Raw genomic sequence first — 25,147 nt, 5'->3', positions numbered from 1 at the left:
CCCTTTATTGTTTTAGATCAAAAATGGTTTTGAAATTTTTTCAGATACCAGAATTGAAAGTGAAATAATTCAGACCGTCATAATAAGTTGGACGAATTAAGAATTAAAAATAGAAATCCTAAAAATGAAGATTTTCGTTTTTAGGATTTGTTATACAATTAAACCAAAAAATAACTAGAATTTAAAAATGGACGTTTTAAACAAAAAACATTTTCTTACTGTAAAAGACCATTCTGTTTCAAAAGAAATTTTCGATTTATACTATGATGAAAATCTGGATATGCTGATTACTTCTCCGCAGCCGGATTTAGAAAATTTAGGAAGATATTACGAAAGCGAAGATTATATTTCGCATACTGATAACAAACGTTCTGTTTTTGAAAAAGCCTATCATTTTGTAAAAGGCATCGCTTTAAAAAATAAACTGAATTTAATTAATAGGGAACAATCCCAAAAAGGAAAAATTTTAGACATTGGAGCCGGAACGGGTGATTTTTTATTGACGGCAAAAAATGATGGCTGGAATGTAATTGGAGTTGAACCAAGTGATCGGGCAAAAAATATTGCAAAGCAAAAAGGAATTTCATTTGTTGAAGAAATCAGTCAGCTGGAAAATAATTCTTTTGACGTAATTACGATGTGGCATGTTTTGGAACACGTTCCAAATTTAGAATTCCAAATACAAGAATTGAAGCGTCTTTTAAAACCAACTGGAACATTAATTGTTGCGGTTCCAAATTTCAAATCATTCGACGCAAAACATTACGGGGAATTTTGGGCCGCTTTTGACGTACCAATTCACTTTTGGCATTTTTCGAAAAAAGCGATAAAATCACTTTTCGAAAAAGTAGATATGAAATTAGAAAAAGTGCTTCCAATGAAATTTGATTCATATTATGTGAGTCTTCTTTCTGAAAAATATAAAACAGGAAAAATGAATTTTATCCGCGCATTTTTTATTGGTTTAAAATCAAATTTGAAAGCATCCGGTACTAAAGAGTATTCCTCTCACATTTATGTGCTGAAAAACAACCAAAACGCAAAATAAGCGCATTTAAGACGTTTTTTTGACTGAGTTGAGGGTTTGTGTTGTCTTTGTTGAGAAAACAGCTCTAATTTAAGCTATGAAAGTCATTTTTAATAGTGATATTTTATAGCTTTTTTTGTATCCATAAAGAAAATTAATACCTTGAAATTACTGCTGTTTTTGGATTTTTTCTTCATTTTTTTAGATTTTAAAATTTTAAATCCTGCCGAATAAAAAAAACAGGTTTTTGCTTTTTAGTTTTTGTTCACTAAAATGAAAATTTAAAATCCTTCAGGATAAAAAAAGAAAAAAGGCTGAATTTAAAAAATGAACAGTTATTTGGGCTAAAGTCCTCTTTTTTTTGATCAAATTTCAATCTAAAACGCAAGAAAAGTTTTTGGGGCAGATTTAGGTTTTAAAAAACTACTAAAACGTAAAATAAGTGCATTTAAGACGCTTTCTTAAGAGAGACGAGGGTTTGTGTTCTCTTTTTTAATAAAACGGCTTAAACAAACGCTGTGAAAGTCGTTTTTAATAATGATATTTTATGATTTTATTTTTATCCATAAAGAATAGTAATATCATAAAATTATAGCATTTTTTAAACTTTATGTTGGTGCTATTTATTTTTTTATATTTTTGTCTTTCATACAATAAAAAAATAGAAATTTAGAAAATGAAAAAAGCATTAGCAATTATCGCACTTTCAATTTTAGTTGTTTCGTGTAATAAAGCAACGGAAGTTAAGGAAGTAAAAACAGCTTACATAGATACTTCAGTTTTGATGAAAGAGTATACTGAAGCAAAAGACCTTGAGGCTAAATACAAAGCTCAGGCAGAAGAAAAAGGAAGACAATTACAGGCTGAAATTAATCGTTTCAAGCAGGATGCAGCTAATTTTCAAAGCCAGGCACAGGCAAATGGCCAGCAATGGGCACAGCAGAGAGGAGCTGAATTGCAAAAAAGAGAGCAGCAGTTAGGTTATGCTCAGCAGGCATTATCTCAGCAATTACAACAAGAGAGCGGTGTAGAAATGGATTCTCTTGTAAGCGGAGTTAAAAAATTCATCAAAGAATACGGTAAGAAAAACGGTTATTCTTATATCTACGGAACGGGTGATGCAGCTACTGTATTATACGCTGAAGATAAGTACGACATTACAAAAGAAGTTACTAAAGCTTTGAATGAGAAGTATAAATCATCTCCAAAAGAAGAAAAAGCTCCTGCAAAAACAGAAGAAGCTAAAAAATAAAAACTACCAAACTAACTAAAACTAAAATTGAAAAACCTAAATCCACACCAGGATTTAGGTTTTTTTCTTTTATGAAAAGGCCATATTTTTGACGTTTAATACCTGCCCAATGCAAAATGTTTCCGAAGCAGCTGCTTATACTTTACAATTTATAAATCAAACACAAAAATCGATTTTCCTGACTGGCAAAGCGGGTACAGGAAAAACGACTTTATTGCGCGAAATTATTGCTACTACACATAAAAATACGGTAGTGGTGGCACCTACGGGAATTGCGGCTTTAAATGCCGGAGGGGTGACTATTCATTCTATGTTTCAACTGCCATTTTCTGCTTTTTTACCTACGTATCAGGAAAGCTCACAGTTTACAGAAACAGTGAAATTTGAAAACAAAGATTCCCTGCGCAGGCATTTCAAAATGAACAATGTAAAGCGAAATGTGATCCGTAATATGGAACTCCTGATTATTGACGAAGTCAGTATGCTCAGGGCAGACCTGATGGATGCTATCGATTTTATGATGCAGACTGTTCGAAGAAATACACAGGCTTTTGGCGGTGTTCAGGTACTTTTCATTGGTGATTTACTGCAGCTTCCTCCGGTAATTCGTGATGAGGAATGGCGTGTATTGCGTAATTATTACAAAGGAAAATTTTTCTTTCATTCGCATGTAATTCAGCAGAATCCGCCTTTGTATATTGAATTATCCAAAATTTATCGTCAAAGTGATGATGTTTTTATTTCGGTTTTAAATAATCTCCGTAATAATCAGATCACAAAGGAAGATATTGAAGTTTTAAACCAGTATGTACAGCCCGATTTTGATTTAAAGAACAATCCGGGTTATATAACCCTGACTACACATAACGCTAAAGCCGATACAATCAATGAACAGGCGATTAGTGATTTAGCCGGAAATGAATTTGCTTATCAGCCATTTGTAGTGGGTGATTTTCCTGAAAAAATATTTCCGGTAGAAGAAAACCTGAAACTCAAAGTAGGAGCACAAGTAATGTTTGTAAAGAATGACCTGTCTTTTGAGAAACGCTATTTTAACGGAAAAATGGGGGTCGTAAAATCACTTTCAGATCAGGAAATTTTTGTTCATTTTCCGGAAGAAAACAAAACTATTGAAGTAGAAAAGTATGAATGGAAAAATATCCGTTACAAAGTAAACGAACTAACAAAAGAAATAGAAGAGGAGGTTTTGGGAACGTTTGCCCATTATCCTGTTAAGCTGGCTTGGGCAATTACCGTGCATAAAAGCCAGGGTTTAACTTTTGAGAAAGCGGCGCTTGATGTGTCGCAGGTTTTTCTTCCGGGGCAGGCCTATGTAGCACTTTCTCGTTTAACGTCCTTAAAAGGGCTTATTTTACTTTCTAAGATGCAGATGAACGGGCTTTCTAACGATCAGGATGTAATGGATTATGCTTTAAACAAAGCAACAGAGAACGATTTGAAAAATTCGCTGCATTTCGAAACTAAGAATTTTATTCATAAGTATCTGATAGACAGTTTTAACTGGGCAGACTTAGCACAGGAATGGCGAAATCATCGTTTTAGTTACAATGAGAATGCCGCCGGTTCAGAGAAATCAAAACACTCAGCCTGGGCGCATAAGCGTATGGATACCATTGAAGCATTGACAGATCCTTCGCAGAAATTTATTCAGCAGCTCAATAAAATTTTCAGCAGAGAAACGGTAGATTTAAAGTTTGTGCAGGAAAGAGTAGCGGCGGCTTATGATTACTTTTTTAAACCAATGGACAGATTGGTTTTGGATATTTTAAATAAAATGGCTGAAATTCAGAAATTTAAAAAAGTAAAAGAATTTTACGAAGAGTTATCTCTGCTGGACGATTTGCAGACCAAAGCTGTTTTACGTTTGATGAAAGCCAGACTGCTTGTAGATATTGTGGTTTCCCGTGAAACAATCAGCAAAGAAAGTTTAACATCGCCGGCAATCAAAAATTATAAAACAGATAAAATTTCTAAAATAAGAGAAGAACATAAAATGGCGAATACAGACATGTTTCAGGTTGAAGAGACTGTTGTACGTTATTCGTCTAAAAAAGTGGATAAAACAGCCGAAAAAGGCCAAAAAAAGACTACTGTGGAAGAAACTCATGAACTCTGGCTGGCCAAAAATTCAATTGAAGATATTGCACGCATCAGAAAACTTACTGTACAGACAGTAGAATCGCATCTGGTAAAACTAATTCAGGCAAAAAAAATAGACATTTCAGATGTACTGCCTTATGATAAAATTCTTGCTCTTCGTGAAGCATTTGAGTTTTATGATGAGGAATCCTTAAGTCCGTTAAAAGAAAAATACGGAGAAGAATTTACATGGGATGAATTGAAAATGTTCAAGGCAAGTATTAACTGATTTTAGACTTTTTTTATGCGACGCGGAGAAGATTTTGTAACTTGTTGTAATAATCTAATTTTTAGAAGTAGTTATAAAAACATTATGTAAAATAGAAAATATGAAAAAGTTCATATACATTGTATTAGCTGTTCTTTCTGTCAAAAATGTGTCGGGGGCAGGAGCTTAAAAAAGAATATCAAAAGTTTATTCAAACTTTTATCAACAACGTTAAAAAAGAAGATAAAGAGTCAGTTGCAAAAATAATTTCTTATCCGTTAAGAAGAGATAATCCTATTCCTTCAGTTAAAAATAAAGAAGAATTTGTAAAGAGATATTCTGATATTTTTGATGCCGGTTTAAAGAAAGAAATTGTCTCTTCAAACCCTGCAAAGGACTGGTCAGAAATGGGCTGGCGGGGTATTATGCTCAATAACGGAACAATTTGGCTTGATACTGACGGGAAGCTAAAAACTATAAATTACCAATCTGCTTTTGAGAATACGCTTAAAGCAAAACTGATCGCTTCTCAGAAAAAGAAACTGCATTCCAGCATAGCTAATTTTAAAGAACCGCTTTTTGTGTTAGAAACCTCCAAATTTAGAATCAGGATTGATGATTTGGGAAATCAAAATTGCCGATATGCTTCCTGGTCTTTGAAAAAGGCAATGAATGAAAAACCGGATTTAATAATTTCTAACGGTAAATGGATTCCGGAAGGGAGCGGAGGCAACAGTAAATTTGAGTTTAAGAACGGAAATTATGTGTATGAGTGTTATATCATTGTTCTTGGAACCTCAGATGCACCTCCCGCCACTTTAAAGATTTATGAAAAGGGCAGAGAAATTCTTTTCCAGGATGCTGTTATTGTTCCACGGTAAACAAAAACGCTAATCAGAGCCTGAATAGCGTTTTTTGTTTTTCTATTAGATATCAGAAAGTGCTTTTTCAAGCTCTTTTTGCTGCGAAATCTGCATTATTTTTAGTTTTTGAATATCTACCTCGTTTTGCTTAGTTTTAAGCTTTTGTTTTTGAATTTCTTCTTCGGAAACAGAAGTGGTCGTTATTTTGTTTTCAATTTTTTGATTGGCAAGCTCCAGATCACTGATTTTCTCTTTTGTCTTTTTTAGATTATGTTCTGATGTAAGCAGGTTTTTCTTTTTGGTTTCAAACTCCTTTTTCTGTCTTTCAGTTTCTTTGAGAAGATTTTTTAATTCAGAAATTTTATCATCCAGAAACCTGTGATTTTCGGATAATCTCAGTTTAATTTCAGATTCCTGTTTTTTTTCTTCCTGAGCAGTCTGCTGGGCAAAAAAGAACGATGACTTCAGTAAGAATAACAGAATTAATAAGGCTTTTGTTGTATTCATCATTGTTTTAGTTTAGTTAAAAACTAAATTAATTGATGCTGGCCGCAGAGAGGACCTGTAGAATATTTTAAAATAACAGAATAAGACAAAAAAAATCCTATTCGGCAGGGAATAGGATTTTTTTTTTAAAGGTTTTCAACGAGAATCCAGGCATCCGGGTTTTCTCCTTTTTGAATTTCTTTTTGTGCTTTTTCTGCTTCAGACATAGTAGCATAACTGCCATATAAAACAGGAAAAAGGCCATGTTTATTTTCTCCCAGCATTCGGGCTTTATAACCATCTTTGATTAACTGGTTATAAGCTTTTCTGGCATTTGCCTCGCTTCGGAAAGCACCGGCCATAATATGATAAGGCATTACTTTTTCTTCGGCTGTTTCTACTTTCGCAGAATCAACATCCATGGTTACAGCAGGAAGCGGATTTTGAATAACGAAAGTGGCTTCCTGAATTTTATTCTGAACTTTTTTCTGTACATTTCCCTCTACTACCAGAGTCTGTACATCGATTTGATTTTGATATAACGGATATCCTATACTTCCTGTAATGCCAAGTCCCAAAACAAAAATGGCAGCATATTTCAGCCATGGTTTTGAAGATCTGTTTTCTTCTTTTTCATATAAGGAAACTGGTTCTTTTTCTGAAAGTTTTTCGATGGTTTTCTCAAAGATTTCCTTTTTAACTAATGGCGAAACAAACGGACTCAATCCGAAAGAAGTCGTTAGATAATTAATCTGATCATTTGGAGTAAAAACAATGTTGTTTTCGTAGTTAAGACGAAGATCTCCAATATTTTTGAGACTTATAGCACCATTTTCTTCCAGTGTTTGTCTCCAGTTCTGTACTTCAAAAGCAATCGCATTTACGGCAGTACCGTATGAAATGTTTTCAGACTGGGCAATATGGTTTGCCAGCAGTCCGTCATTGTTTTTCAGGCGGCTGTTAAAAAAAACTGTCTTTTTGGGCGGAAAAAACGAATTACTGCTTTCATTCAGCTGAGCTGACTGAATTTCGGTTAAAAATGCTCCAAACCCTGGAACCGTTACACACTGATAACGATATAATAACTGTGCTATGTAAGTTTCAATTTTCATATCAGCAAAGTTAGGTAATGCATATAGTTATCAAAATTTTATTCACAATTTTTATTAACAATTCATAAAATTTTACATATAGTTAAAATACAGGTGTTTAAGCTTTAAGTTATCATCTTAGATAAATGTATTTTGCTAAAAATGTAATTTTTTATTAGGAATTTACATTGTTTTTAGCATATTTGCAGACTGTTTTCGAATTGCTTTTTCTTTCTATTTTACATAATATTTTTTAATATGAGATCAGATCAGGATTTGTTTTATTTATTAGCCTTAATGAAAGTGGAAGGAGTAGGTGATGTTATAGCTAAGAAACTCCTGAATCATTGCGGAACAGCCGAATCCGTTTTTAATTCAAAAGTGAATCAGCTGGCAGGAATTGACGGAATTGGTACCGTTTTATTAAAGAATCTGAAGGACAAAACAGTTTTTAATAAAGCAGAAGCAGAGCTTGATTTTATAAGAAAGAACAGGGTTGCTGTTTCCTTTTTTCAGGACAAAAGTTATCCCGAACGTTTAAAACATTGCTTTGATGCACCTGTTTTGCTTTTTTCAGGAGGCAATATCAATTTACAGGACCGGAAAGTGATCAGTATTGTCGGCACACGGCAGATTACTTCTTACGGCACAGATTTCTGCCGGAAACTTATTGAAGATATAGCGCCGCTGGATCCGGTTATAGTTAGTGGTTTTGCTTATGGAGTAGATATTGTGGCCCATCAGCTGGCCATGGAACATAATCTGCAGACCATTGGTGTTTTAGCACATGGTCTGAATCAGGTGTATCCGAGATCGCATAAAAAATATATGGTAAAAATGGAAGAGAATGGCGGTTTCATTACGGAATTTTGGAGTACATCCAGTCCTGATAAAGAGAATTTTGTACGCCGAAATCGTATTGTGGCCGGAATAAGTGAAGCTACGATTGTAATAGAATCTGCAGAGAAAGGTGGTTCATTAATAACAGCCAATTTAGCGAATGATTACAATCGGGATGTTTTTGCTGTTCCCGGCAGAGTTACCGATAAATACAGTCAGGGCTGTAATAATTTGATTAAAACCCAGAAGGCCAGTCTGCTCAGCAATGCAGCTGACCTGATTTATGTTTTAAACTGGGATATTAAGAAAGAACCCAAAACAGTTCAGAAACAATTGTTTATAGAATTGGAACCGGATGAACAAAAGGTTTACGATTTTTTGCTAAGAAAAGGAAAAGAACTTCTGGATATTATTGCAATCGAATGTGATTTCCCTGTTTTTAGAATCTCGGGAATACTGTTGAATATGGAATTAAAAGGTGTTATAAGACCCTTACCTGGAAAAATGTTTGAGGCTATTTAAAATATTGATATTCTGTACTTTTATTTAAATTTAAGTTCAGCTTTTAGGATCGTATTTTGAAATTTCAACAGAAAACAGAACACTGGAAATTTTCCATTCCCCATTAACTTTTACCAGCTGCCAGTATTCTTTTCCCCAGTTTGTCATCACATCTTCTGACCAAAAGCTGTAGTCAAAAGTTAAACTCGCAATAGCATCGTCATTTTGAATGTTTATGTTTTCAAATTTTTCTTCGCTTTTTTTATCTTTTAGAATGGAAGCTATAAAAGATCTATAAGTATCTGTAAAATAGTTTTTTGTATTAAGCGGTTCTTTTTTAAGACGCTCTGCATGACTCTTTTCATTTAGGACTCCTATCCAGTTTACATTCCCTTTGAAAAACAAATTATTAAAGGCGGCAGAATCTTTCTTAACAATACTCTGCATAAAAGTGTTCAGTAGTAGGTGTATCTGCTGCTGGTCTTTGGTTTCTTTTTGTGCCTGGACAGTACTTAGATTGATTACTAAAAACAGTATTAAACTTAGTTTTTTCATGATTTTTGGATTTTAGCTGCTAAAAAGTTATTTTTAATTTCTGATGATGGTTTTTCAATCAGGTATTTTATAATAATACCTGTTATGATACAGCATACAAGGCTAATAATCAAACTTATATGACTGTCTTTTTCAATATTTACCCTTTCAAGAATATTTTGGGTTATGTGTATTATACCTTTATGGGTGAGGTAAACCGAATACGAAATTGAGGCAAGCTGAGCAGACCAGAAGGATTTTGTACGGTATAGAAAAGAAGATTCTGAAATGGCCGACATTACAATGAAACCGAAACCAGCTGCTACAAGTGTAAAGCCCAATATCGATGCCGTTTTGGAAGTCTGTTCGTTACAAATCCAAAAGGAAAAGGCAAGTATTAAAATTCCGGGAACCAGCATCAAATTACCATAGTTATTGAGAAAGCGTTTAAAATTTGGAGAGTATTCGTAGAAGTAAGCAATCAGGATTCCAATTACTAAACCATCTAGTCTGGTGTAGGTTGGATAATAAATTTTCGTGTACCATATTTTCCAGAATGTATCTGTTTCTAAATTCGGAACCAGAAATACCTGCCATGAAATTATTTTTGCTATGATTGTAGAAAAAAGCAGAAACAGAAGAAAGTATTTTAAAGTTTTTAATCGGTAAAATTTCAGAATAACCAGGAGAATTAAAGGAAAAACAAGATAAAACTGTTCTTCTATACAGAGTGACCAGGCATGAGAAAACGTACCGAAATTAAGTAAATCAAGTTCGATATTCTGAGTAAAAGTGATGAATTTCCATAGCGGGGGTAAGGCTTCTTTTTCTCTGAAGAATGGTAAAGTAAAATATAGAACCAGTGTTAAAGTGTAGGGAGGTATAATCCTGAAAAACCGTTTTATATAAAACTCCCGTATTTCAATTTTGTGGTTTGATTTAATTTGTTGAAAAAGCGTTCTTGAAATGAGAAATCCGCTTAGCACAAAAAACAAATCAACACCAGTCCAGCCAAAACGGGCATAAGTGTCTATCCATTCAGGATGGCCAAACATGCGATAGTGGTAAAGCAAAACCATTAGAATAGCAAGAGTTCGTAAATGGTCGAGACCGTCAAATTTTTGTGAGGAGTTATGCATTTAGATATTTTTCAGCGAAAGTAAAACCTTTTTTTGATCGTTTTTATGAAGTGTTCAGACAGCTGTTTTTTATTTATGAATGACTTAGCAGCGTGTTTAAAATGCACTTTATGTCGTTCATCATCAATTTAGGTTGTTGGTCAGTAAAATGGGAAATGTACTGTCTGAATTTTTATTTTTGGATTATGATAAAAAGTAACTTAAACAATGACTTGAGGCAGAATGTTGTTTTTCAGTTTTATTTTTGGCTTTTGTTTTTCTTAATCGGAGAAGCCAAAATCTATGCTGAATACAGACAGCCGCTTTTTTCGATGAATTTCCCGTATGATTTGTGTCATTTGATTTTTCAGGTCTTATGTGCCAATTTCATTTATTTCATTTTAATAAAAAAGATATTTTATAAAAAGCACTATTTTCTATTTGTTGTTTCTTTAACTGCTGGTATTTATTTGTTTTCTGTTTTAAACAGAGTGTTTGCAATTTACGGAGCCGAGCCTTTTTTTAGCGATGAACCTCAGGACGATTTGTTAAGTATTCTGACAGATTTGGATTATTTGTTCTGTTATTATGTGATTCCAATTGTGACAGCCTCTTTTGTTTTTGTTTCCGTAGCATTTATGTTCGATTTAAGAAACGAAAAACAATTTTCGGTACAATTACTCAAAGAAAAGGCAGAACTCGAATTAAAATCGCTTAAAACGCAGCTGAATCCTCATTTCTTATTCAATACACTCAATAACATTTACGCATTGTCTGTTTTTGATTCTGAGAAAACTTCAGAATCCATAAGCCGGCTTTCAAACATTCTGGATTATATTTTATATAAAACCGCGCATAGATTGATTTCAGTAAAAGAAGAAATGAAAGTTATAAACGATTATGCGGAGCTTGAGAAGCTGAGGTATGACTCACGTTTGGAACTTGAAATACTTGAGGAAGTAAATACTTGCAATGTGGTTCCGCCTCTTTTGTTTTTGACTTTGACAGAGAATGCGTTTAAACATGCCGGTGAGAACAATGTAGGTAAAGTTTTCATTTCTATTTTTGTAAAAACAGATTCAGAAAAGACGGTTTTCAGGGTCGAGAATTCTTTTGTTCCACGGGAAAACGTCAAAACAGGTTTGGGATTACCCTTAATTCAGGAACAGTTAAGGCTTATTTACGGAAACAAAAGCACATTTTTAGTAACAAATAAAGACAATCAGTTTAAAGTTCAATTAATACTGCCGGCAGATGAAGGTAAATTGTATCATAGTCGATGATGAACCATTGGCAGTCCAGCTTTTAGAAAGTCATATTTCTAAAATTGATGATTTAGTCCTGGCTGGAAAAGCAGCGAATGCTTTAGAAGCTTATAAACTCATAAAACAGCTGAAGGTCGATTTGATTTTTCTGGATATCGAGATGCCTAGTTTGAATGGAATTGATTTTTTAAAATCACTCAATATACGACCTAAAACAATTTTTACAACAGCTTACAGAGAATTTGCTGTAGAAGGATTTGAACTTGAAGCGGTTGATTATATTTTGAAGCCCATTACTTTTGAACGTTTTTTTAAGGCAGTTGAGAGAATCTTGAGAAATGAAAAACTTAGTAGTGAAGAGGAATTTATTATTTTAAAATCTGGCGGATTCCAGTATAAAATTGCTCTTAGTAACATTTTGTTTATAGAAAGCCAGGGAAATGATATTAAAGCTGTTTTAAAAGAAGGAAAGTCAGTAATTGGTAAGTTTAGAATAAGTGACCTGGAAGAGGATTTAAGCTCATTTGATTTCGTACGTATTCACAGATCATTTTTGGTTAATTTAAAGGCCGTAACTGCTTATGGAACAAATGAATTGATTATTGATACGTATTCTTTACCGATTGGCAGAAGCTATAAAAGCAATTATGAAAAATATAAAGATAGATTCTCCGTATAAGCTGAGTATTTATAGAGAGAATCAAATTTTATATTTATAATTTTAACGAGTAAAATCTTATATTAAATTATAAATTAGTTATCTAAAAAAAAGACCTTCGTTAAGAAGGCCTTTTAAAATAGTATTTTCAAATGGAATGCTTATTCTTCTGTATAATTCCAAAATGCTTCTTCTGCACCGGCACCGTCAAGAAGGCATAAGGCGGCATAAGAGATATCGTCTATCCATTCCTCAATTTGGGTGATCTGTTCCTGTTTGATGAGTTTATTACTCTGCAGCATACCTTCAGGATATACAGCCCATGCCCGGGCTAAATGACATATTGCCCAAACTGAACTAATGATTCTTCGGTCGATAAAATCTTTTTCCATTTCCGGAGCAAGTGTTTTTAAAGCCTTCATAATCAAATGATAATTCTCCTCATGCAAAACACTTTTGAAAGGCCTTAACTGACCCAGAAAGCCATTCTCCCACCTTTTATTGTAAATGTCCTGATGTCCGCTGCTCTGATATAAAAGTTCTTCTATAGCCTCTTCAACAGTCATAAACCGCAATTAATAACATGATTTACTTACCAAAACCCAGTTTTTCACGAACTCTTTCCAGTACTCCGTCCGCAACGATAGAAGCTTTTGCAGCACCTTTTTTCAACAAAGTATCTACTTCATCAAGATTGTTGATATAGTAGTTGTATTTTTCCCGCTGTGTTTTAAATTTTTCTGTAATTAATTCAAATATAGCCTGTTTCGCATGGCCGTAACCATAATTACCTGCGAGATAATTTGCTCTCATTTCGGCAGTTTGTATTTCATCAGCTAACAGCGAATAGATTGCAAAAGCGTTGCAGGTGTCCGGATTTTTTGGAGCTTCAAGAGGCGTACTGTCGGTTTCAATACTCATGATTTGTTTGCGTAAAGCTTTATCATCCAGGAAAATATTGATATAATTATTGGCAGATTTACTCATTTTACCGCCATTTGTTCCCGGGATCAGCATGCTGTCTTCCTGAATTTTAGCTTCGGGAAGGACAAAAGTTTCCCCCATTTGATGATTAAACCTTGACGCTACATCACGGGTAATTTCCAGGTGCTGTAACTGGTCTTTTCCTACCGGAACAAATTCGGCATCATAAAGCAGAATATCAGCAGCCATTAACATCGGATAAGTAAAAAGTCCGGCGTTTACATCATCTAAACGATCTGCTTTATCTTTAAAAGAATGTGCTAAAGTTAAACGCTGAAACGGAAAAAAACAGCTTAAATACCAGGTTAGTTGAGTAGTTTGAACTACATCTGACTGTCTGTAAAAAGTAACACGGTCAATATCGAGTCCAAAAGCCAGCCACGCTGCTGCCACACTAAAGGTATTTTCTCTTAATGTTTTACCATCTTTAATTTGCGTAATCGAATGTAAATCAGCAATAAACAAAAAGGATTCGTTTTCCGGATTATTCGATAACTCAATTGCAGGAATGATAGCTCCCAATAGATTTCCTAAATGCGGCGTTCCAGTACTCTGAACACCAGTAAGTATTTTTGCCATTCTGTTTTTTTTCGTAGCCGCAAATATTGCAGGTTTAATTGTAACCGCAAAGTTCGCAAAGTTTATTTTTAATTTAACCGCAAAGTTCGCAAAGTTTGTTAGAATATAAATTCTTTTATAAAATTCATTTCGGTTTTCTTACATTTGAATCTATGAAACTATTAAAAATTGCTTTTTGGATTATCTGGCGCATTTGGTTTTACGTTTTAATGGCGGTTCCAATATTAATTATGCTGCCCTTACTGCTTATTTCTATTATCTCAGAGAAAGGATATCCATATTTCTTTAAAATGGCTCGTATCTGGGCTAAATTTATCCTTTTTGGAATGGGTTTTTATTATAAAATAAAGAAGGAACAAAAGCTTATTAAGGGCAAAAGTTATATGATTGTGGCCAATCATACTTCAATGACCGATATCATGCTGATGCTGGCCATTATTAAAAATCCTTTTGTTTTTGTAGGTAAAAAAGAACTGGTTAAAATTCCGCTCTTTGGTTTTTTCTATAAAAGAACCTGTATTTTGGTTGACAGAAATTCATCTAAAAGTAAAAATGAAGTTTTTAAAAGAGCGCAGAATCGCTTAAATCAGGGATTAAGCATTTGTATTTTTCCCGAAGGAGGTGTTCCGGACGATGAATCTATTTTACTGGATGAGTTTAAGGACGGCGCTTTCAGGCTGGCAATTGATCATCAGATTCCAATTGTTCCTGTTGTTTTTGCTGATAATAAAGAACGTTTTTCGTATACTTTTTTAAGCGGAAGCCCGGGTAAAATGCGTGGAAAAATTCTGCCTTTTGTAGCAACTGAAGGACTGACACCGGATCATAGAAAGGAACTTAAAGATAAAGTCAGACATCTAATTTATACTGGTTTACTGGATTTTCAGAAGAGAAGGTAAAGAACTGACTTAAAATAACAAACCCGGCGATTTTTAAATTTCGCCGGGTTTTCCTTTTGAACTAAAAACCCCCGTTTATATTCCAAAAGCTTATCTGTGAATGATTTTCTCTGATATAAAGCGTATTATTTTTTTAAATTTCAGGCGCACTTTTTTTCGGTTTTTAATGGGCAGTACTTCTTTCTTTTGTTTCATTCTTTCTATTATGTTTTGATAATGAAGAGTTTATAGAAACTCAGGTTAACAACATAAGAGCTTAGATCAGAAAAAACATAAAAGGTTATATCAGATCATTAAAATTTTAAAAAAGAATCATAAAAACCCGTTAGTATCTCAGGAAACTAACGGACTTTTATCGAATCAACCAACCAAATTTATTATAAAAAAATGCTGCCTAGTATTTATGGCTAATACTAAATAAAACATTATGTCATTTATATAGATGCAATAGTTTTAAAAAGGTTGCGTTAAAAAAAATATTTTTTTTAAAATAAAAAAACCGGAAGAAAAAGGCTTCCGGTTTTATATATAAAGTGCTGATTTTGATATTTTTAATTAATTCTAAGCATCAGCTAATTCTTTCATATGAGCTTTAATTTTTTCTTCCAGCTCTTCTGCTAATTCAGGATTATCTTTGATTAAAGCTTTAACGGCATCACGTCCCTGACCTAATTTGGTATCGCCGTAGCTGAACCATGATCCGGCTTTTTTAACGATATCAAATTCAACAGCAAGATCCAGAATTTCACCTGTTTTAGAAACTCCTTCTCCATACATGATGTCAAATTCGGCCGTTTTAAAAGGAGGTGCCACTTTGTTTTTAACAATTTTAACTTTGGTTCTGTTTCCAATTACATTTTCACCATCTTTAATTTGTGCAGAACGGCGAATATCCAAACGTACAGAAGCATAGAATTTTAATGCATTACCACCGGTAGTAGTTTCAGGATTACCAAACATAACACCAATTTTTTCACGCAGCTGGTTGATAAAGAATACCGTACAGTTTGTTTTACTAATAGTTCCGGTTAATTTTCTTAAAGCCTGAGACATTAAACGTGCATGAAGACCCATTTTTGAATCTCCCATTTCGCCTTCAATTTCGCTTTTTGGCGTTAAAGCGGCTACCGAGTCAATAACCACAATATCGATAGCTCCTGAGCGAATCAGGTTCTCGGCAATTTCCAGTGCCTGTTCCCCATTATCCGGCTGTGAGATAATCAGGTTTTCAATATCAACGTTTAATTTTTCGGCATAGTTTCTGTCAAAAGCATGTTCGGCATCAATAAAGGCTGCAATTCCGCCGGCTTTTTGAGCTTCAGCAATGGCATGTAAAGTTAATGTCGTCTTACCAGATGATTCAGGTCCGTATATTTCAATAATTCTTCCTTTTGGATATCCGTTTACTCCAAGAGCTAAATCAACGCCAAGTGAACCTGAAGAAATGGTTTCTACCTCCACAATGGCTCTGTCGCCCATTTTCATTACGGTTCCTTTTCCGTAGGTTTTGTCAAGTTTATCCAGTGTTAACTGTAACGCTTTTAATTTGGCTTCTTTGTCTGAACTCATATTTTTCTTAAATTATCTAAATTTTTATTTGGTCTTTCCGGATAAAATTAAGAAAATTCTTTCTTAAATCTACAGGTCAGTTTTGTAATTTGTAAAATTACTTCTTTTTTTGAAGTTTCATTGTTTCCAATTGTTCCAAATTGTCACAAAATGTGTTTACAAAAACAACGCCTTTAATTCTGTGGCATCAGCGGGTTTTATTTTCCCGGCCAGTAGTAAACTTAGCTGTTTACGGCGTAAAGCAGCGTCGAAACGCTGAATTTCAAGTTCGGTTTCCGGTACAATCGGCGGGACTTCAACAGGTCTTCCGGTATCATCTACGGCAACAAAAGTGTAAATAGCCTCGTTGGCTTTGGTTCGGTTTCCGGATTCACGGTCTTCTACCCAGACATCTATGAAAACTTCCATAGAACTTTTGAAAGATCGTGAAACTTTTGCTTCAACAGTAACTACGCTTCCCAGCGAAATGGCTCTGTTAAAAGCAACATGATTTACAGAAGCTGTCACTACAATCCGGCGTGAATGTCTGCGTGCCGCAATACTTGCTGCACGATCCATTCGGGCCAGTAATTCACCGCCGAAGAGATTGTTTAAAGGATTAGTTTCGCTCGGTAAAACTAAGTCAGTTAATATTGTCAGGGATTCTGATGGATGTTTTGGATTCATTTTTTTAATGTGAAAATTTAAATAATTGCGGTTGTTTTAGTTCAACCAGTAAACTGCCATTACAGCAGGTATAAAGTAAATAACGATGGTTCTCGCCCCATCGTAATCTTTGGCTAATCGCTGGCCAAAAAGCATCATTAACAAAGAGATACAGGAAAAAATTCCGGCATAAAAACCATATTCACGACCGCTGTTGGTTAGCAATTGTATGGCTCCCACAACACTTAAAATTCCCGAAATTAATTCTAAAATTAATAAATGCAGTAAAGCCAGCGGTACCTGGTTTTTTAATGGTGTTTTGGCAAAATGTTCTTTAAGCCAGGTAACATTGTCTTTCCAGTAAAATATTTTCTCGTAACCTGATTGTAAAAATGTTAAAGCTAAAAAAGCAAGCAGTAAAACAGAAGCTATATTATTCATTTTGAAGACTATTTTTTATGAATTAAACGAGTTAGTTTGATAGACAAATCAGTCAGGATTATTTTGGCATTACCATTTCTTTCAATATGATACATCGCATCTGAAAGTTCTTTGAAAATTTCATGTATGTTATTACCGTTTACAAAAGGAGCAAAATTTTCGAGTTTAAATTTATCCACTTTAGGTTCGATATAAACCAGATCTGGTGCCTGATAATTTAGCATAAGGGCCTGTCTGAACATTTCGATACAAAACTGAATAAATTTCTTCTGGCTTTCACGTCCAAGTCCTGCAATTTCTTCGCTCCAGGCAATTAAATCCTGAATAGCGGCTGCGTTTCCTTTTGCCCGAAAAGCGGCCCGGACCCAATTAACAAACCATTGTTCAAAAGGATATTCGGAGTCGTCTTCTTTTAACAAATGCAGGGCTTTATTAAAATTACCCTGGGCCTGATGGGCTAATTTTTTGGCAGAATTAGAATCAATATTTTCTCTTGAAACCAAAGCTTCGGCAATTACTTTTTCGGGAAGTCCGTTGAAATGGATTACCTGACAGCGCGAACGGATGGTTTGGATAATGTCTTCTTCATTTTCAGAAATTAGTATAAAAATGGTTTTATCTGAAGGTTCTTCAAGCAGTTTTAAAAGTTTATTCGAAGCGGCAATGTTCATTTTATCTGCCATCCAGATAATCATGATTTTATAACCTCCTTCGTAAGACTTGAGCGAAAGCGACTTTAAAACTTCCTGTGCATCTTCAACTCTTATTTCTCCCTGTTTGTTCTGAACACCCAGTATTTTGTACCAGTCAAACAAACCTCCGTAAGGCATTTCCTGGATAAAGGTTCGCCAGTCCTGAATAAAGTCTAAACTTTTGGGTTTGGTTTTTACGTCTTCGGTGGTTACGGTAGGATAAATAAAATGCAGATCCGGATGTGATATATTCTGAAATTTCAAATTACAGGAATCATTTCCGTTTTCATTTTCATTACCGGTATTACTGCACAGGATATATTGCGCATAGGCAATTGCTGTAATTAATGTACCGCTTCCTTCGGGTCCGATGAATAATTGTGCATGCGGAATTCGACCGGAAGAAGCACTTTTTATTAAATGGCTCTTGATATAATCCTGACCTAAAATTTGAGAAAATTGCATGAGACAAAGATAGAAGAAAATGGGCGAGTCAAAAACTTTAGATTAAAAGATTATCTGCAGCATTTTATTTAAAGGAAGATGATTGATTTTTGCTAAAAAATAATGATCTCTATTAACCGGATTTTGTTAATAAATTATTCCGTCTCAGCATATATCAAGACTTTTTTGTTAATATTTTTTTGCTGAAAACGATAAACGTACGTTTTTTTTGGCTATTTACTGTCAAAAAAAGCTCTTTTTTTATGGCGAATATCCTACGGTTCCTGCTTTAACAAATTTAACAAAAAGCTCGTTAAAACGCACATTTTCTCGACATAACACTGGTTTTTAAGGTTTTTTTAAGCTTTTTTTTTGAAAAAAAAAATCAATAAAGTTGCAATTTAAGTTAATTTCTATATTTTTGTTTTCATCAACAACCAATTATATAATTCAGAATTTATGAAAGGGAAAATTATTTTATTTAGTGCATTTTTTATCATGACAACTGCAGCAGTTTCTGCTCAGGCAAAAAACGCTCCAAGAAGTATTATTAGTACAACAGCTCTTATTCGTAAATATCACGATCAAAAAGAATTGAGTGGTATGCAGAAAGGGGAACTTTTGGAATTGTACATCGAACGAATTAAAGTATTAGTAAAAACTCTTCCTTACATTGCTTTGGTTACTAAACCGGGTGTTACGATGGCGGACTTAGGTATTCCGGACGATAGTGATCACAAAAAAATCTTAGATGCTCAGGCAGTTGGTACCTCTACTTTCCTGGATACTACAGTAGAGTTTCAGAGAAAAATGATGCCTTACTCTGATAAAGGGAATTTGATTGCCGCTATTTTATTTTACGAAAACACATTAAAATCATTACATGAGTTCAATGAATTGAATGAAATGTAATATTTAGAAAAATATTTTAAAACCTTTTTAGAGGTGTTTACGTAAATGCGAAAGCAGGTAAACATTTTTAAAAAGAAAACAACAACAACTCGTTCTCGTTTATTCTGAAATTTTATTAGAAAATTCGAGATGAGTTTTTGCATTTACGCATACCCAAATTTATTATTAACCTAATACACACCTTTATCATGAAAAAAATTACTCAAATGATCTGCGTTCTTTTGACAGTAACAAGTATGAGTGCTCAACAAGAGAAAGGAATTATGGGCTATACAAACTGGTTGAATAACTGGACCGAATTCAAGCCTAACAAAGTAGAGTATGGAGAAGCAAATCAAATTTTAGCAGGAAACATTTCTGTTAATACCAAATTGCTTAAAAGGAATATTTATGTTTTGCAAGGTAACGTTTATGTTACTAACAATGCAGTTTTAACAATTGAGCCGGGAACTTTGATTATTGGTGATTTTGAAACAAAAGGAGCATTGGTAATTACAAAAGGAGCACAGCTTATTGCAGACGGTTTAGAAACGGATCCAATTGTGTTTACTTCAAACCGCAGTCAGAAAAAAGCTGGAGACTGGGGTGGAATTGTAGTTCTTGGAGATGCCCCAATTAACAAGTTCGGAAATGTTGGTTCTTACAACATGGACCTTGACCCGTCATTAACTACTTACGGAGGTGACAATGTTGCTTCAAATTCTGGTATCTTAAGATTCGTTAGAATCGAGTTTGCCGGTAAAAAAGTAAAAGGAGTTGATACTTTCAACGGTTTAACACTGGCTGGTGTTGGAAACAAAACCATCCTTGAGAATATCATGGTAAGCTACGCTGGTGGTGATTCATTTGGTTTCTTAGGAGGCGATGTAAACGCTACAAAATTTGTTTCTTATAAATCAATCAATGATGACTACAAATTTACACAAGGTGTACAATGTCGTTTCTATAACTCTTTAGCAGTAAGATCTTCTTATTTCTCCAGTACAAAAGACGGATCTCGTTGTATGGAAGTGAAATCATACGAGAAAAAGAGCGAAACAGACTTTACTAAAAAACAAACTTTAGTTGTGGCTTCCAATATTACAATGCTTAACGACAGTGAAAATATCAATGCAGATATTCAGGCTGGTTTAGTAAAAGAAGCCGTATACATTGCTGAAAACGCTTCACTTGAAATGAAAAGAAGTGTGATCTCAGGATTTAACCCTGCGGTATTGTTGGACAGCAAAACAGAAATCAATGATGCCAACCTTAAAAAAATCAAATTTGAGGAAATGTATTTCAACTTATGTAAAGGAAACATCTTTACTGAATACAATTCAAACAACGAAGATTTAGAGAGCTGGTATGGAAACAGTGTTTTCTTTAACGTTTACTCACAAAGTGATAACAAAGAAACATTCATTGATATTTTTAACCCTAAAAAACCAGACTACAGATTACAGTTAGGAAAAATCACAGCTTCAAGCGGTAATAGATAAATAATTTCGATTTTTATTTTAGCGTAAATTTTATTAATAAAGTCCCCAGACACAATTTATGTTTCGTCTTTAAAGGACTAAATAAAGATCAAAATAATGGCTCTAGCAACGAAAAAATATTTTGTATATATAATATTTTTGGTTTCTCCTATTTCGTTAAGTCTTTATGCACAATCGGCTTCAGAAACACCTACTGTTTCTGTTGTGTCTGAGTGTAAACCGGCTTCTGTAATTGAGACAAATCAAAAGAACGAATCAGCTGACAACATCGGCAAATTAGATAATTCTAATCAGTTAATAGTAGGGCTGTCCACCCCCAAGGACAGCCTTACTATGGCCGCTGAGAAGGATAATCAGTCATCAGATTGTGAAGAAAACGTATTAATTGGTTCAACCTCTATTCTTGCAAAAGATATTATTGAGAACTATAAATATGATTTTTCAGAAACATTCATTGATATCTTGTTTTTTGAGCGTATCGACTTAGCAAGAACCCGCACTATATGATTCAAAAAACTACTTTATCTTTTTTTAAAGTTTTTATTTTGTTTAGTATTTTATTGGGTACTAAATCGAATACCTATGCCCAGACAATTGTTCCCCAGCAATTAGGTTTTCCTAGAATTTGCGCCGGACTTATTGTTGATGGGCAGCCTTTTAATGAATACAATGCAACCTTTAGTTATGTAGATTTTCCTGCAGGTACATCTTTCGAAGTAGAACTTTCAGATGATGCAGGAAACTTTACATCTCCGGTAGCTACTACAAAAATTTCGGTAACCGATAATGCAGCTTTACAGCAGCAGACGATTAAGTTTGCTATTCCAACGAACATAACAGGATCTGATACGCATAGTCTGCGTATTAAGAGTGTTACCGCTACTCCAGTCTACAGTACAAAGTTTAGAAATTCTCAAAACGTAACCAGTTTTCCGGTATATTACAGAACTTTTGTGGAGTCTTTTTATATCAATAACAGAAATGGTACAGCTACTTTTTGTGCAGGAGGGAATTTCACACTTTCTATAGACAATCCTACTCCGGCAGATCATCCGTCATCACCGGCAAATTATCCAAATTTGAAATACAAATGGTTCAAAGATGATGTTGTCGTTGCAGGACAAAGCGGTACAACGTTAACGGCTAATGCTGCAGGGGTTTATTATGTACAAATTGATTACGGAGGATGTTTAGATGAAAACTTTAGTTCTAACCGTGTAACGGTTTCTTCTGTAAGCGGCGGTTCGGCTGTTTCAGTTTCTTCAAGTTTAGGAAATCCGTTTTGTGCCAGCGATGCAGCCGGAACTGTTTTAACAGCAACGGCAGGAAACAGTTATATCTGGAAAAAAGACGGTGAAGTAATTGCAGGGGCTTCAACCCGCAGTATTACTGCAGCGGAGTCCGGAGTTTATAGTGTTGAGGTTGATTTTGGAGGTTGTACAGCTTCAGGATCAATAGATTTAAAAGCCAATAGTTTTAACGCAAGTATTGACGCACCGGACAGCTATGAACTTAAAGAAGGTGAAAAACTAAGTGTATCAGTTACAACAGATGCCGGAGCACCAAAATTCGAATGGTTTTTAAATAACATAGCTATACAAGGTGCAAATGGCGACACTTACGAAGTTGCTGTAAGAGGACTTTATAAAGTAATCGTTTCTCAGGAATCTGGTTGTGTTGCTTCTAAAGAGTTTACTTTCAGAGTAACATCAGAAACCGATGCAGTAACCACAGTTATACCGAATATTGTAAAATTAAGCGGTAATTACCCTTATTGGAATATTCCGGATGCCTATAAAACGGCATCAACCAAACTGATAATTTTAAGTTCAAACGGAGACGTTATGTTTGATGATGTGGGCAGTAATTATGATCCTGAACTTAATTCTTTTATCAAAGATTTTAAAAATGTAAATCCAGTTTATTACTATGTCATTCAATCCGACACAGGTGAAAAAAAAGGATCAATAACTGTGATTAAATAATATGAAGAAAATTTTACTATTCATAACTTTATTTTACGGTTTTTCAAGTGTACTCTATTCTCAGGATCAAAATGAGAATGGAGTTGTTTCGTTTTCATTACCTATCAGAAATTCGTTAAAGTTTAACAGATACTTAATTAACCCGACTTTTAGTTTTGTTCGTGAATCAAATCCTTATGCCAGTTTTTATAACAAAAGACAATGGATTCAGTTTGATAATGCACCACAGACTTATTTAGCCGGATATTCAGGCCGATTCAGAGAGAATGAAGCTTTCGCAGTAGGCTTATTTCAACAAAATTATGGTCTAATGACTGTATTTGGCGGAGTGGTTAATTTTGCTCATAACATTGTACTGCAGGAAGACAGTAATTTAACTTTTGGTTTGAATGTAGGAGCTTATCAAAGCGGACTGGACAAAGGAAAAATAATCTCTGATGATCCTTCAATTTTAAACGGGGATTATCCTTCCAATACACTGCTTACGGTAAATCCGGGAATTAATTACGGTACTGCTTTTCTTGATTTTGGATTATCGATTAACAATTTGGTGCTTTACAATTTTGGTTCGGGAATGGTAAAAGAAGATCCGGAAAGAGCTATTGAACTGCATGCTATGTATACCGGGTATATTGATACCTATGGTTTCTTTGACAGAAGTAAATTTTCGGGAATTGTTAAAACAGAAGTAAAAAAAGATAAAACAGTTATTTCAGGACTTGCTATGCTGGCTTTACAGCAGGGAGTGTGGGCACAGGCCGGATACAATACTTTATATGGAATTTCGGCAGGTTTAGGTGTAAATATTTCACCAAGTATTGCCATTGAATACAATTATGAAAGAGGGATGGGCAATTTTACGAACATGGGAGGTTCTCATGAATTTGCAATTGCCTATAAGTTTAAAAATAGAAATTATTATTACGGAGATGAAGAGGAAGGATCATTAATTGATCCGTCAAAACCAAAACCTGTACCGGCAAAGCCAAAATCAGCGGCAACACAAGTTACGAGAGTTGACGGAACTGAAAAGGCGAGACTGGCAGCCGAAGCAAAAGCAAAAGCCGATGCTGAAGCAAAACAGGCAAGATTGGCAGCAGCAGAAAAAACGAAAGCCGATGCAGAAGCTGCAGCGAAAGCAAAACTGGAAGCAGACAATAAAGCTAAAGCAGATGCCGAGGCCCTTAAAATAAAATTAGCAGCGGAAGCCAAAGCGAAAGCCGATGCCGCAGCTGCTGTGAGAGCACAAACAGCTACTGCCAACCGTGCAGTTGCAGAACAGAAAAAAACGCAGGCTCAATTAGCCGCTGATAAAGCAAGAGCTGATGCAGAAGCACGCAGAATAAAACTAGCGGCAGACAACAAAGCCAGAGTAGATGCAGCAGCAGCGGCCAGAGCTCAGGCAGCTGCAAACAAACCAGCAGCATCTGCAGCACAAAAAACACAAGCGCAATTAGCGGCCGATGCCAAAGCAAAAGCAGATGCAGAAGCGTTAAGAATACAATTGGCAGCTGATGCCAAAGCCAAAGCCGACGCAGAAGCAAAAGCGAAACAGGAAGCTGCTGCAGTACCGGCACCAGCTCCGCAAAAAACACAAGCTCAGTTAGCAGCAGAGAAAGCAAAAGCAGACGCTGAGGCTGCTGAAAAAGCAAGACTTGCTGCTGCAGATAAAGTAAAAGCCGATGCAGAAGCCGCAAGACAGGCAAGATTGGCGGCTGCAGAAAAAGCGAAAGCTGACGCAGAAGCGGCAAGATTAAAATTAGTGGCAGATGCCAAAGCCAAAGCAGATGCAGCTGAGGCTAAACGTAAAGCCGATGCTAAAGCCAAAGCCGAAGCAGCAGATATGGAATCTATATTGGCGGCTGATGCTAAAGCCAAAGCTGATTCTGATGCACTTCAGGCACGACTGGCAGCAGAAGCCAAAGCCAAAGCGGCATCTGAAGCCAAAACTAAAGCGGCTATTGACGCTGCTAATAAAGCAAAAGCGGCAGCGGCATTAAAAGAAAAATTGGCTGCTGAGGCTGCATTAAAAGAAAAATTAGCCGCAGATGCCAAAGCGAAAGCGGATGCTGAAGCAAGACAAGCAATTATTGCGGCCGAAGCGAAAGCGAAAGCAGATGCGGAAGCATTAAAAATAAAACAAGCCGAAGAAGCTAAAGCCAAAGCTGCAGCAGAGGCTCAGGCGAAATTAGATGCTGAAGCTAAAGCAAAAGCGGATGCAGAAGCACTTCAGGCGAAATTAGCTGCTGATGCTAAAGCGAAGGCGGATGCTGAGGCCCTTAAAGTTAAACAGGCTGAAGAGGCTAAAGTGAAAGCTGAAGAAGAGGACCGTCAGGCGAAATTAGCAGCAGATGCTAAAGCGAAAGCGGATGCAGAAGCACTTCAGGCAAGACTGGCTGCAGAAGCCAAAGCGAAAGCAGATGCGGAAGCCTTAAAAGTAAAACAAGCAGAAGAAGCACGTCAGGCGAAATTAGCAGCAGATGCTAAAGCGAAAGCGGATGCAGAAGCACTTC

At 35.3% G+C, this 25,147-nt stretch carries 23 protein-coding genes; 13 read left to right on the top strand and 10 right to left on the bottom strand.

The genetic code is table 11. The features are described 5' to 3' along the window. The first annotated feature begins 187 nt into the window (after positions 1-187). From ACODST_RS23740 to ACODST_RS23725, 4 genes are all read left to right on the top strand, one after another. On the top strand, positions 188-1,048 hold the full coding sequence (locus tag ACODST_RS23740) for a class I SAM-dependent methyltransferase (protein ID WP_488934577.1): 861 nt from the start codon (positions 188-190) through the stop codon (positions 1,046-1,048). Between the two features lie 655 nt (positions 1,049-1,703). Continuing rightward, entirely contained in the window at positions 1,704-2,279 is a 576-nt protein-coding gene (locus tag ACODST_RS23735; RefSeq protein WP_488934576.1) for an OmpH/Skp family outer membrane protein, read from the top strand. 109 nt (positions 2,280-2,388) lie between these two features. Beyond that, on the top strand, positions 2,389-4,668 hold the full coding sequence (locus ACODST_RS23730) for a helix-turn-helix domain-containing protein (protein ID WP_488934575.1): 2,280 nt from the start codon (positions 2,389-2,391) through the stop codon (positions 4,666-4,668). A 146-nt stretch (positions 4,669-4,814) separates the two neighbouring features. Continuing rightward, positions 4,815-5,528, top strand: coding sequence for a hypothetical protein (locus ACODST_RS23725; protein WP_488934574.1), 714 nt, complete (start codon positions 4,815-4,817; stop codon positions 5,526-5,528). A 45-nt stretch (positions 5,529-5,573) separates the two neighbouring features. Here ACODST_RS23725 and ACODST_RS23720 read toward each other — a convergent pair whose 3' ends face one another. Both ACODST_RS23720 and ACODST_RS23715 read right to left on the bottom strand, forming a co-directional pair. Beyond that, positions 5,574-6,020, bottom strand: a complete 447-nt coding sequence (locus ACODST_RS23720) for a hypothetical protein (protein WP_488934573.1) — start codon at positions 6,018-6,020, stop codon at positions 5,574-5,576. A gap of 122 nt (positions 6,021-6,142) precedes the next feature. Further along, positions 6,143-7,108: an HU domain-containing protein gene (locus ACODST_RS23715; protein WP_488934572.1), complete on the bottom strand. Its 966-nt coding sequence runs from the start codon at positions 7,106-7,108 to the stop codon at positions 6,143-6,145. 237 nt (positions 7,109-7,345) lie between these two features. On the opposite strand from ACODST_RS23715, the gene dprA reads away from it, so the two are divergent. Further along, the gene (gene dprA / locus ACODST_RS23710; protein WP_488934571.1) at positions 7,346-8,449 is read left to right on the top strand and encodes a DNA-processing protein DprA; all 1,104 of its coding nucleotides are present in this window, start codon (positions 7,346-7,348) and stop codon (positions 8,447-8,449) included. Between the two features lie 36 nt (positions 8,450-8,485). Here the strand turns inward: dprA and ACODST_RS23705 are convergent, their stop codons facing one another. Beyond that, positions 8,486-8,983 carry a nuclear transport factor 2 family protein gene (locus ACODST_RS23705; protein ID WP_488934570.1) on the bottom strand — a complete coding sequence of 166 codons (498 nt, stop codon included), beginning with the start codon at positions 8,981-8,983 and terminating at the stop codon, positions 8,486-8,488. Continuing rightward, entirely contained in the window at positions 8,980-10,101 is a 1,122-nt protein-coding gene (locus tag ACODST_RS23700; protein ID WP_488934569.1) for an acyltransferase family protein, read from the bottom strand. Before ACODST_RS23700 ends, ACODST_RS23705 begins: the two co-directional genes overlap by 4 nt. 185 nt (positions 10,102-10,286) lie before the next feature. Between ACODST_RS23700 and ACODST_RS23695 the strand changes: the two genes are divergently transcribed. Together ACODST_RS23695 and ACODST_RS23690 are read left to right on the top strand one after the other, a co-directional pair. After that, entirely contained in the window at positions 10,287-11,363 is a 1,077-nt protein-coding gene (locus tag ACODST_RS23695) for a sensor histidine kinase (protein WP_488934568.1), read from the top strand. Then, positions 11,335-12,024 (top strand): LytR/AlgR family response regulator transcription factor, encoded by a 690-nt coding sequence (locus tag ACODST_RS23690; RefSeq protein ID WP_488934567.1) that lies wholly within the window; start codon positions 11,335-11,337, stop codon positions 12,022-12,024. The genes ACODST_RS23695 and ACODST_RS23690 overlap by 29 nt, the downstream gene beginning before the upstream one ends. A 140-nt stretch (positions 12,025-12,164) precedes the next feature. On the opposite strand, the gene ACODST_RS23685 is transcribed toward ACODST_RS23690, so the two are convergent. Together ACODST_RS23685 and trpS are read right to left on the bottom strand one after the other, a co-directional pair. Further along, positions 12,165-12,569, bottom strand: a complete 405-nt coding sequence (locus tag ACODST_RS23685; RefSeq protein ID WP_488934566.1) for a hypothetical protein — start codon at positions 12,567-12,569, stop codon at positions 12,165-12,167. 22 nt (positions 12,570-12,591) lie between these two features. Further along, on the bottom strand, positions 12,592-13,566 hold the full coding sequence (gene trpS, locus ACODST_RS23680; protein ID WP_488934565.1) for a tryptophan--tRNA ligase: 975 nt from the start codon (positions 13,564-13,566) through the stop codon (positions 12,592-12,594). A 152-nt stretch (positions 13,567-13,718) separates the two neighbouring features. On the opposite strand from trpS, the gene ACODST_RS23675 reads away from it, so the two are divergent. After that, positions 13,719-14,465, top strand: coding sequence for a lysophospholipid acyltransferase family protein (locus tag ACODST_RS23675; protein ID WP_488934564.1), 747 nt, complete (start codon positions 13,719-13,721; stop codon positions 14,463-14,465). A gap of 561 nt (positions 14,466-15,026) precedes the next feature. Here the strand turns inward: ACODST_RS23675 and recA are convergent. From recA to ACODST_RS23655, 4 genes are all read right to left on the bottom strand, one after another. After that, positions 15,027-16,034 carry a recombinase RecA gene (recA, locus tag ACODST_RS23670; RefSeq protein WP_073415200.1) on the bottom strand — a complete coding sequence of 336 codons (1,008 nt, stop codon included), beginning with the start codon at positions 16,032-16,034 and terminating at the stop codon, positions 15,027-15,029. A 156-nt stretch (positions 16,035-16,190) separates the two neighbouring features. Further along, positions 16,191-16,700 (bottom strand): acyl-CoA thioesterase, encoded by a 510-nt coding sequence (locus ACODST_RS23665; protein ID WP_109194728.1) that lies wholly within the window; start codon positions 16,698-16,700, stop codon positions 16,191-16,193. Positions 16,701-16,736: 36 nt separating this feature from the next. Next, entirely contained in the window at positions 16,737-17,120 is a 384-nt protein-coding gene (locus ACODST_RS23660; protein WP_488934563.1) for a DoxX family protein, read from the bottom strand. 8 nt (positions 17,121-17,128) lie between these two features. After that, entirely contained in the window at positions 17,129-18,277 is a 1,149-nt protein-coding gene (locus ACODST_RS23655) for a DNA polymerase III subunit (RefSeq protein ID WP_488934562.1), read from the bottom strand. Positions 18,278-18,715: 438 nt separating this feature from the next. On the opposite strand from ACODST_RS23655, the gene ACODST_RS23650 reads away from it, so the two are divergent. From ACODST_RS23650 to ACODST_RS23630, 5 genes are all read left to right on the top strand, one after another. Continuing rightward, a complete protein-coding gene (locus tag ACODST_RS23650) occupies positions 18,716-19,168 on the top strand; it encodes a hypothetical protein (RefSeq protein ID WP_488934561.1) in 453 nt (150 codons plus the stop codon). Positions 19,169-19,356: 188 nt separating this feature from the next. Continuing rightward, complete coding sequence (locus tag ACODST_RS23645; protein ID WP_488934560.1) at positions 19,357-20,649, top strand: hypothetical protein; 1,293 nt, start codon at positions 19,357-19,359, stop codon at positions 20,647-20,649. Between the two features lie 96 nt (positions 20,650-20,745). After that, entirely contained in the window at positions 20,746-21,156 is a 411-nt protein-coding gene (locus ACODST_RS23640) for a hypothetical protein (RefSeq protein WP_488934559.1), read from the top strand. Then, the gene (gene sprC, locus ACODST_RS23635; RefSeq protein ID WP_488934558.1) at positions 21,153-22,634 is read left to right on the top strand and encodes a gliding motility protein SprC; all 1,482 of its coding nucleotides are present in this window, start codon (positions 21,153-21,155) and stop codon (positions 22,632-22,634) included. Before ACODST_RS23640 ends, sprC begins: the two co-directional genes overlap by 4 nt. 1 nt (position 22,635) lies before the next feature. Continuing rightward, a partial coding sequence (locus tag ACODST_RS23630; protein ID WP_488934557.1) for a PorP/SprF family type IX secretion system membrane protein occupies positions 22,636-25,147 on the top strand: 2,512 nt, incomplete at its 3' end.

This window comes from Flavobacterium sp. FG19, assembly GCF_057809475.1.
Note: the sequence above shows the minus strand (reverse complement) of the source record. Positions and strands in the feature narration are given on the sequence as shown.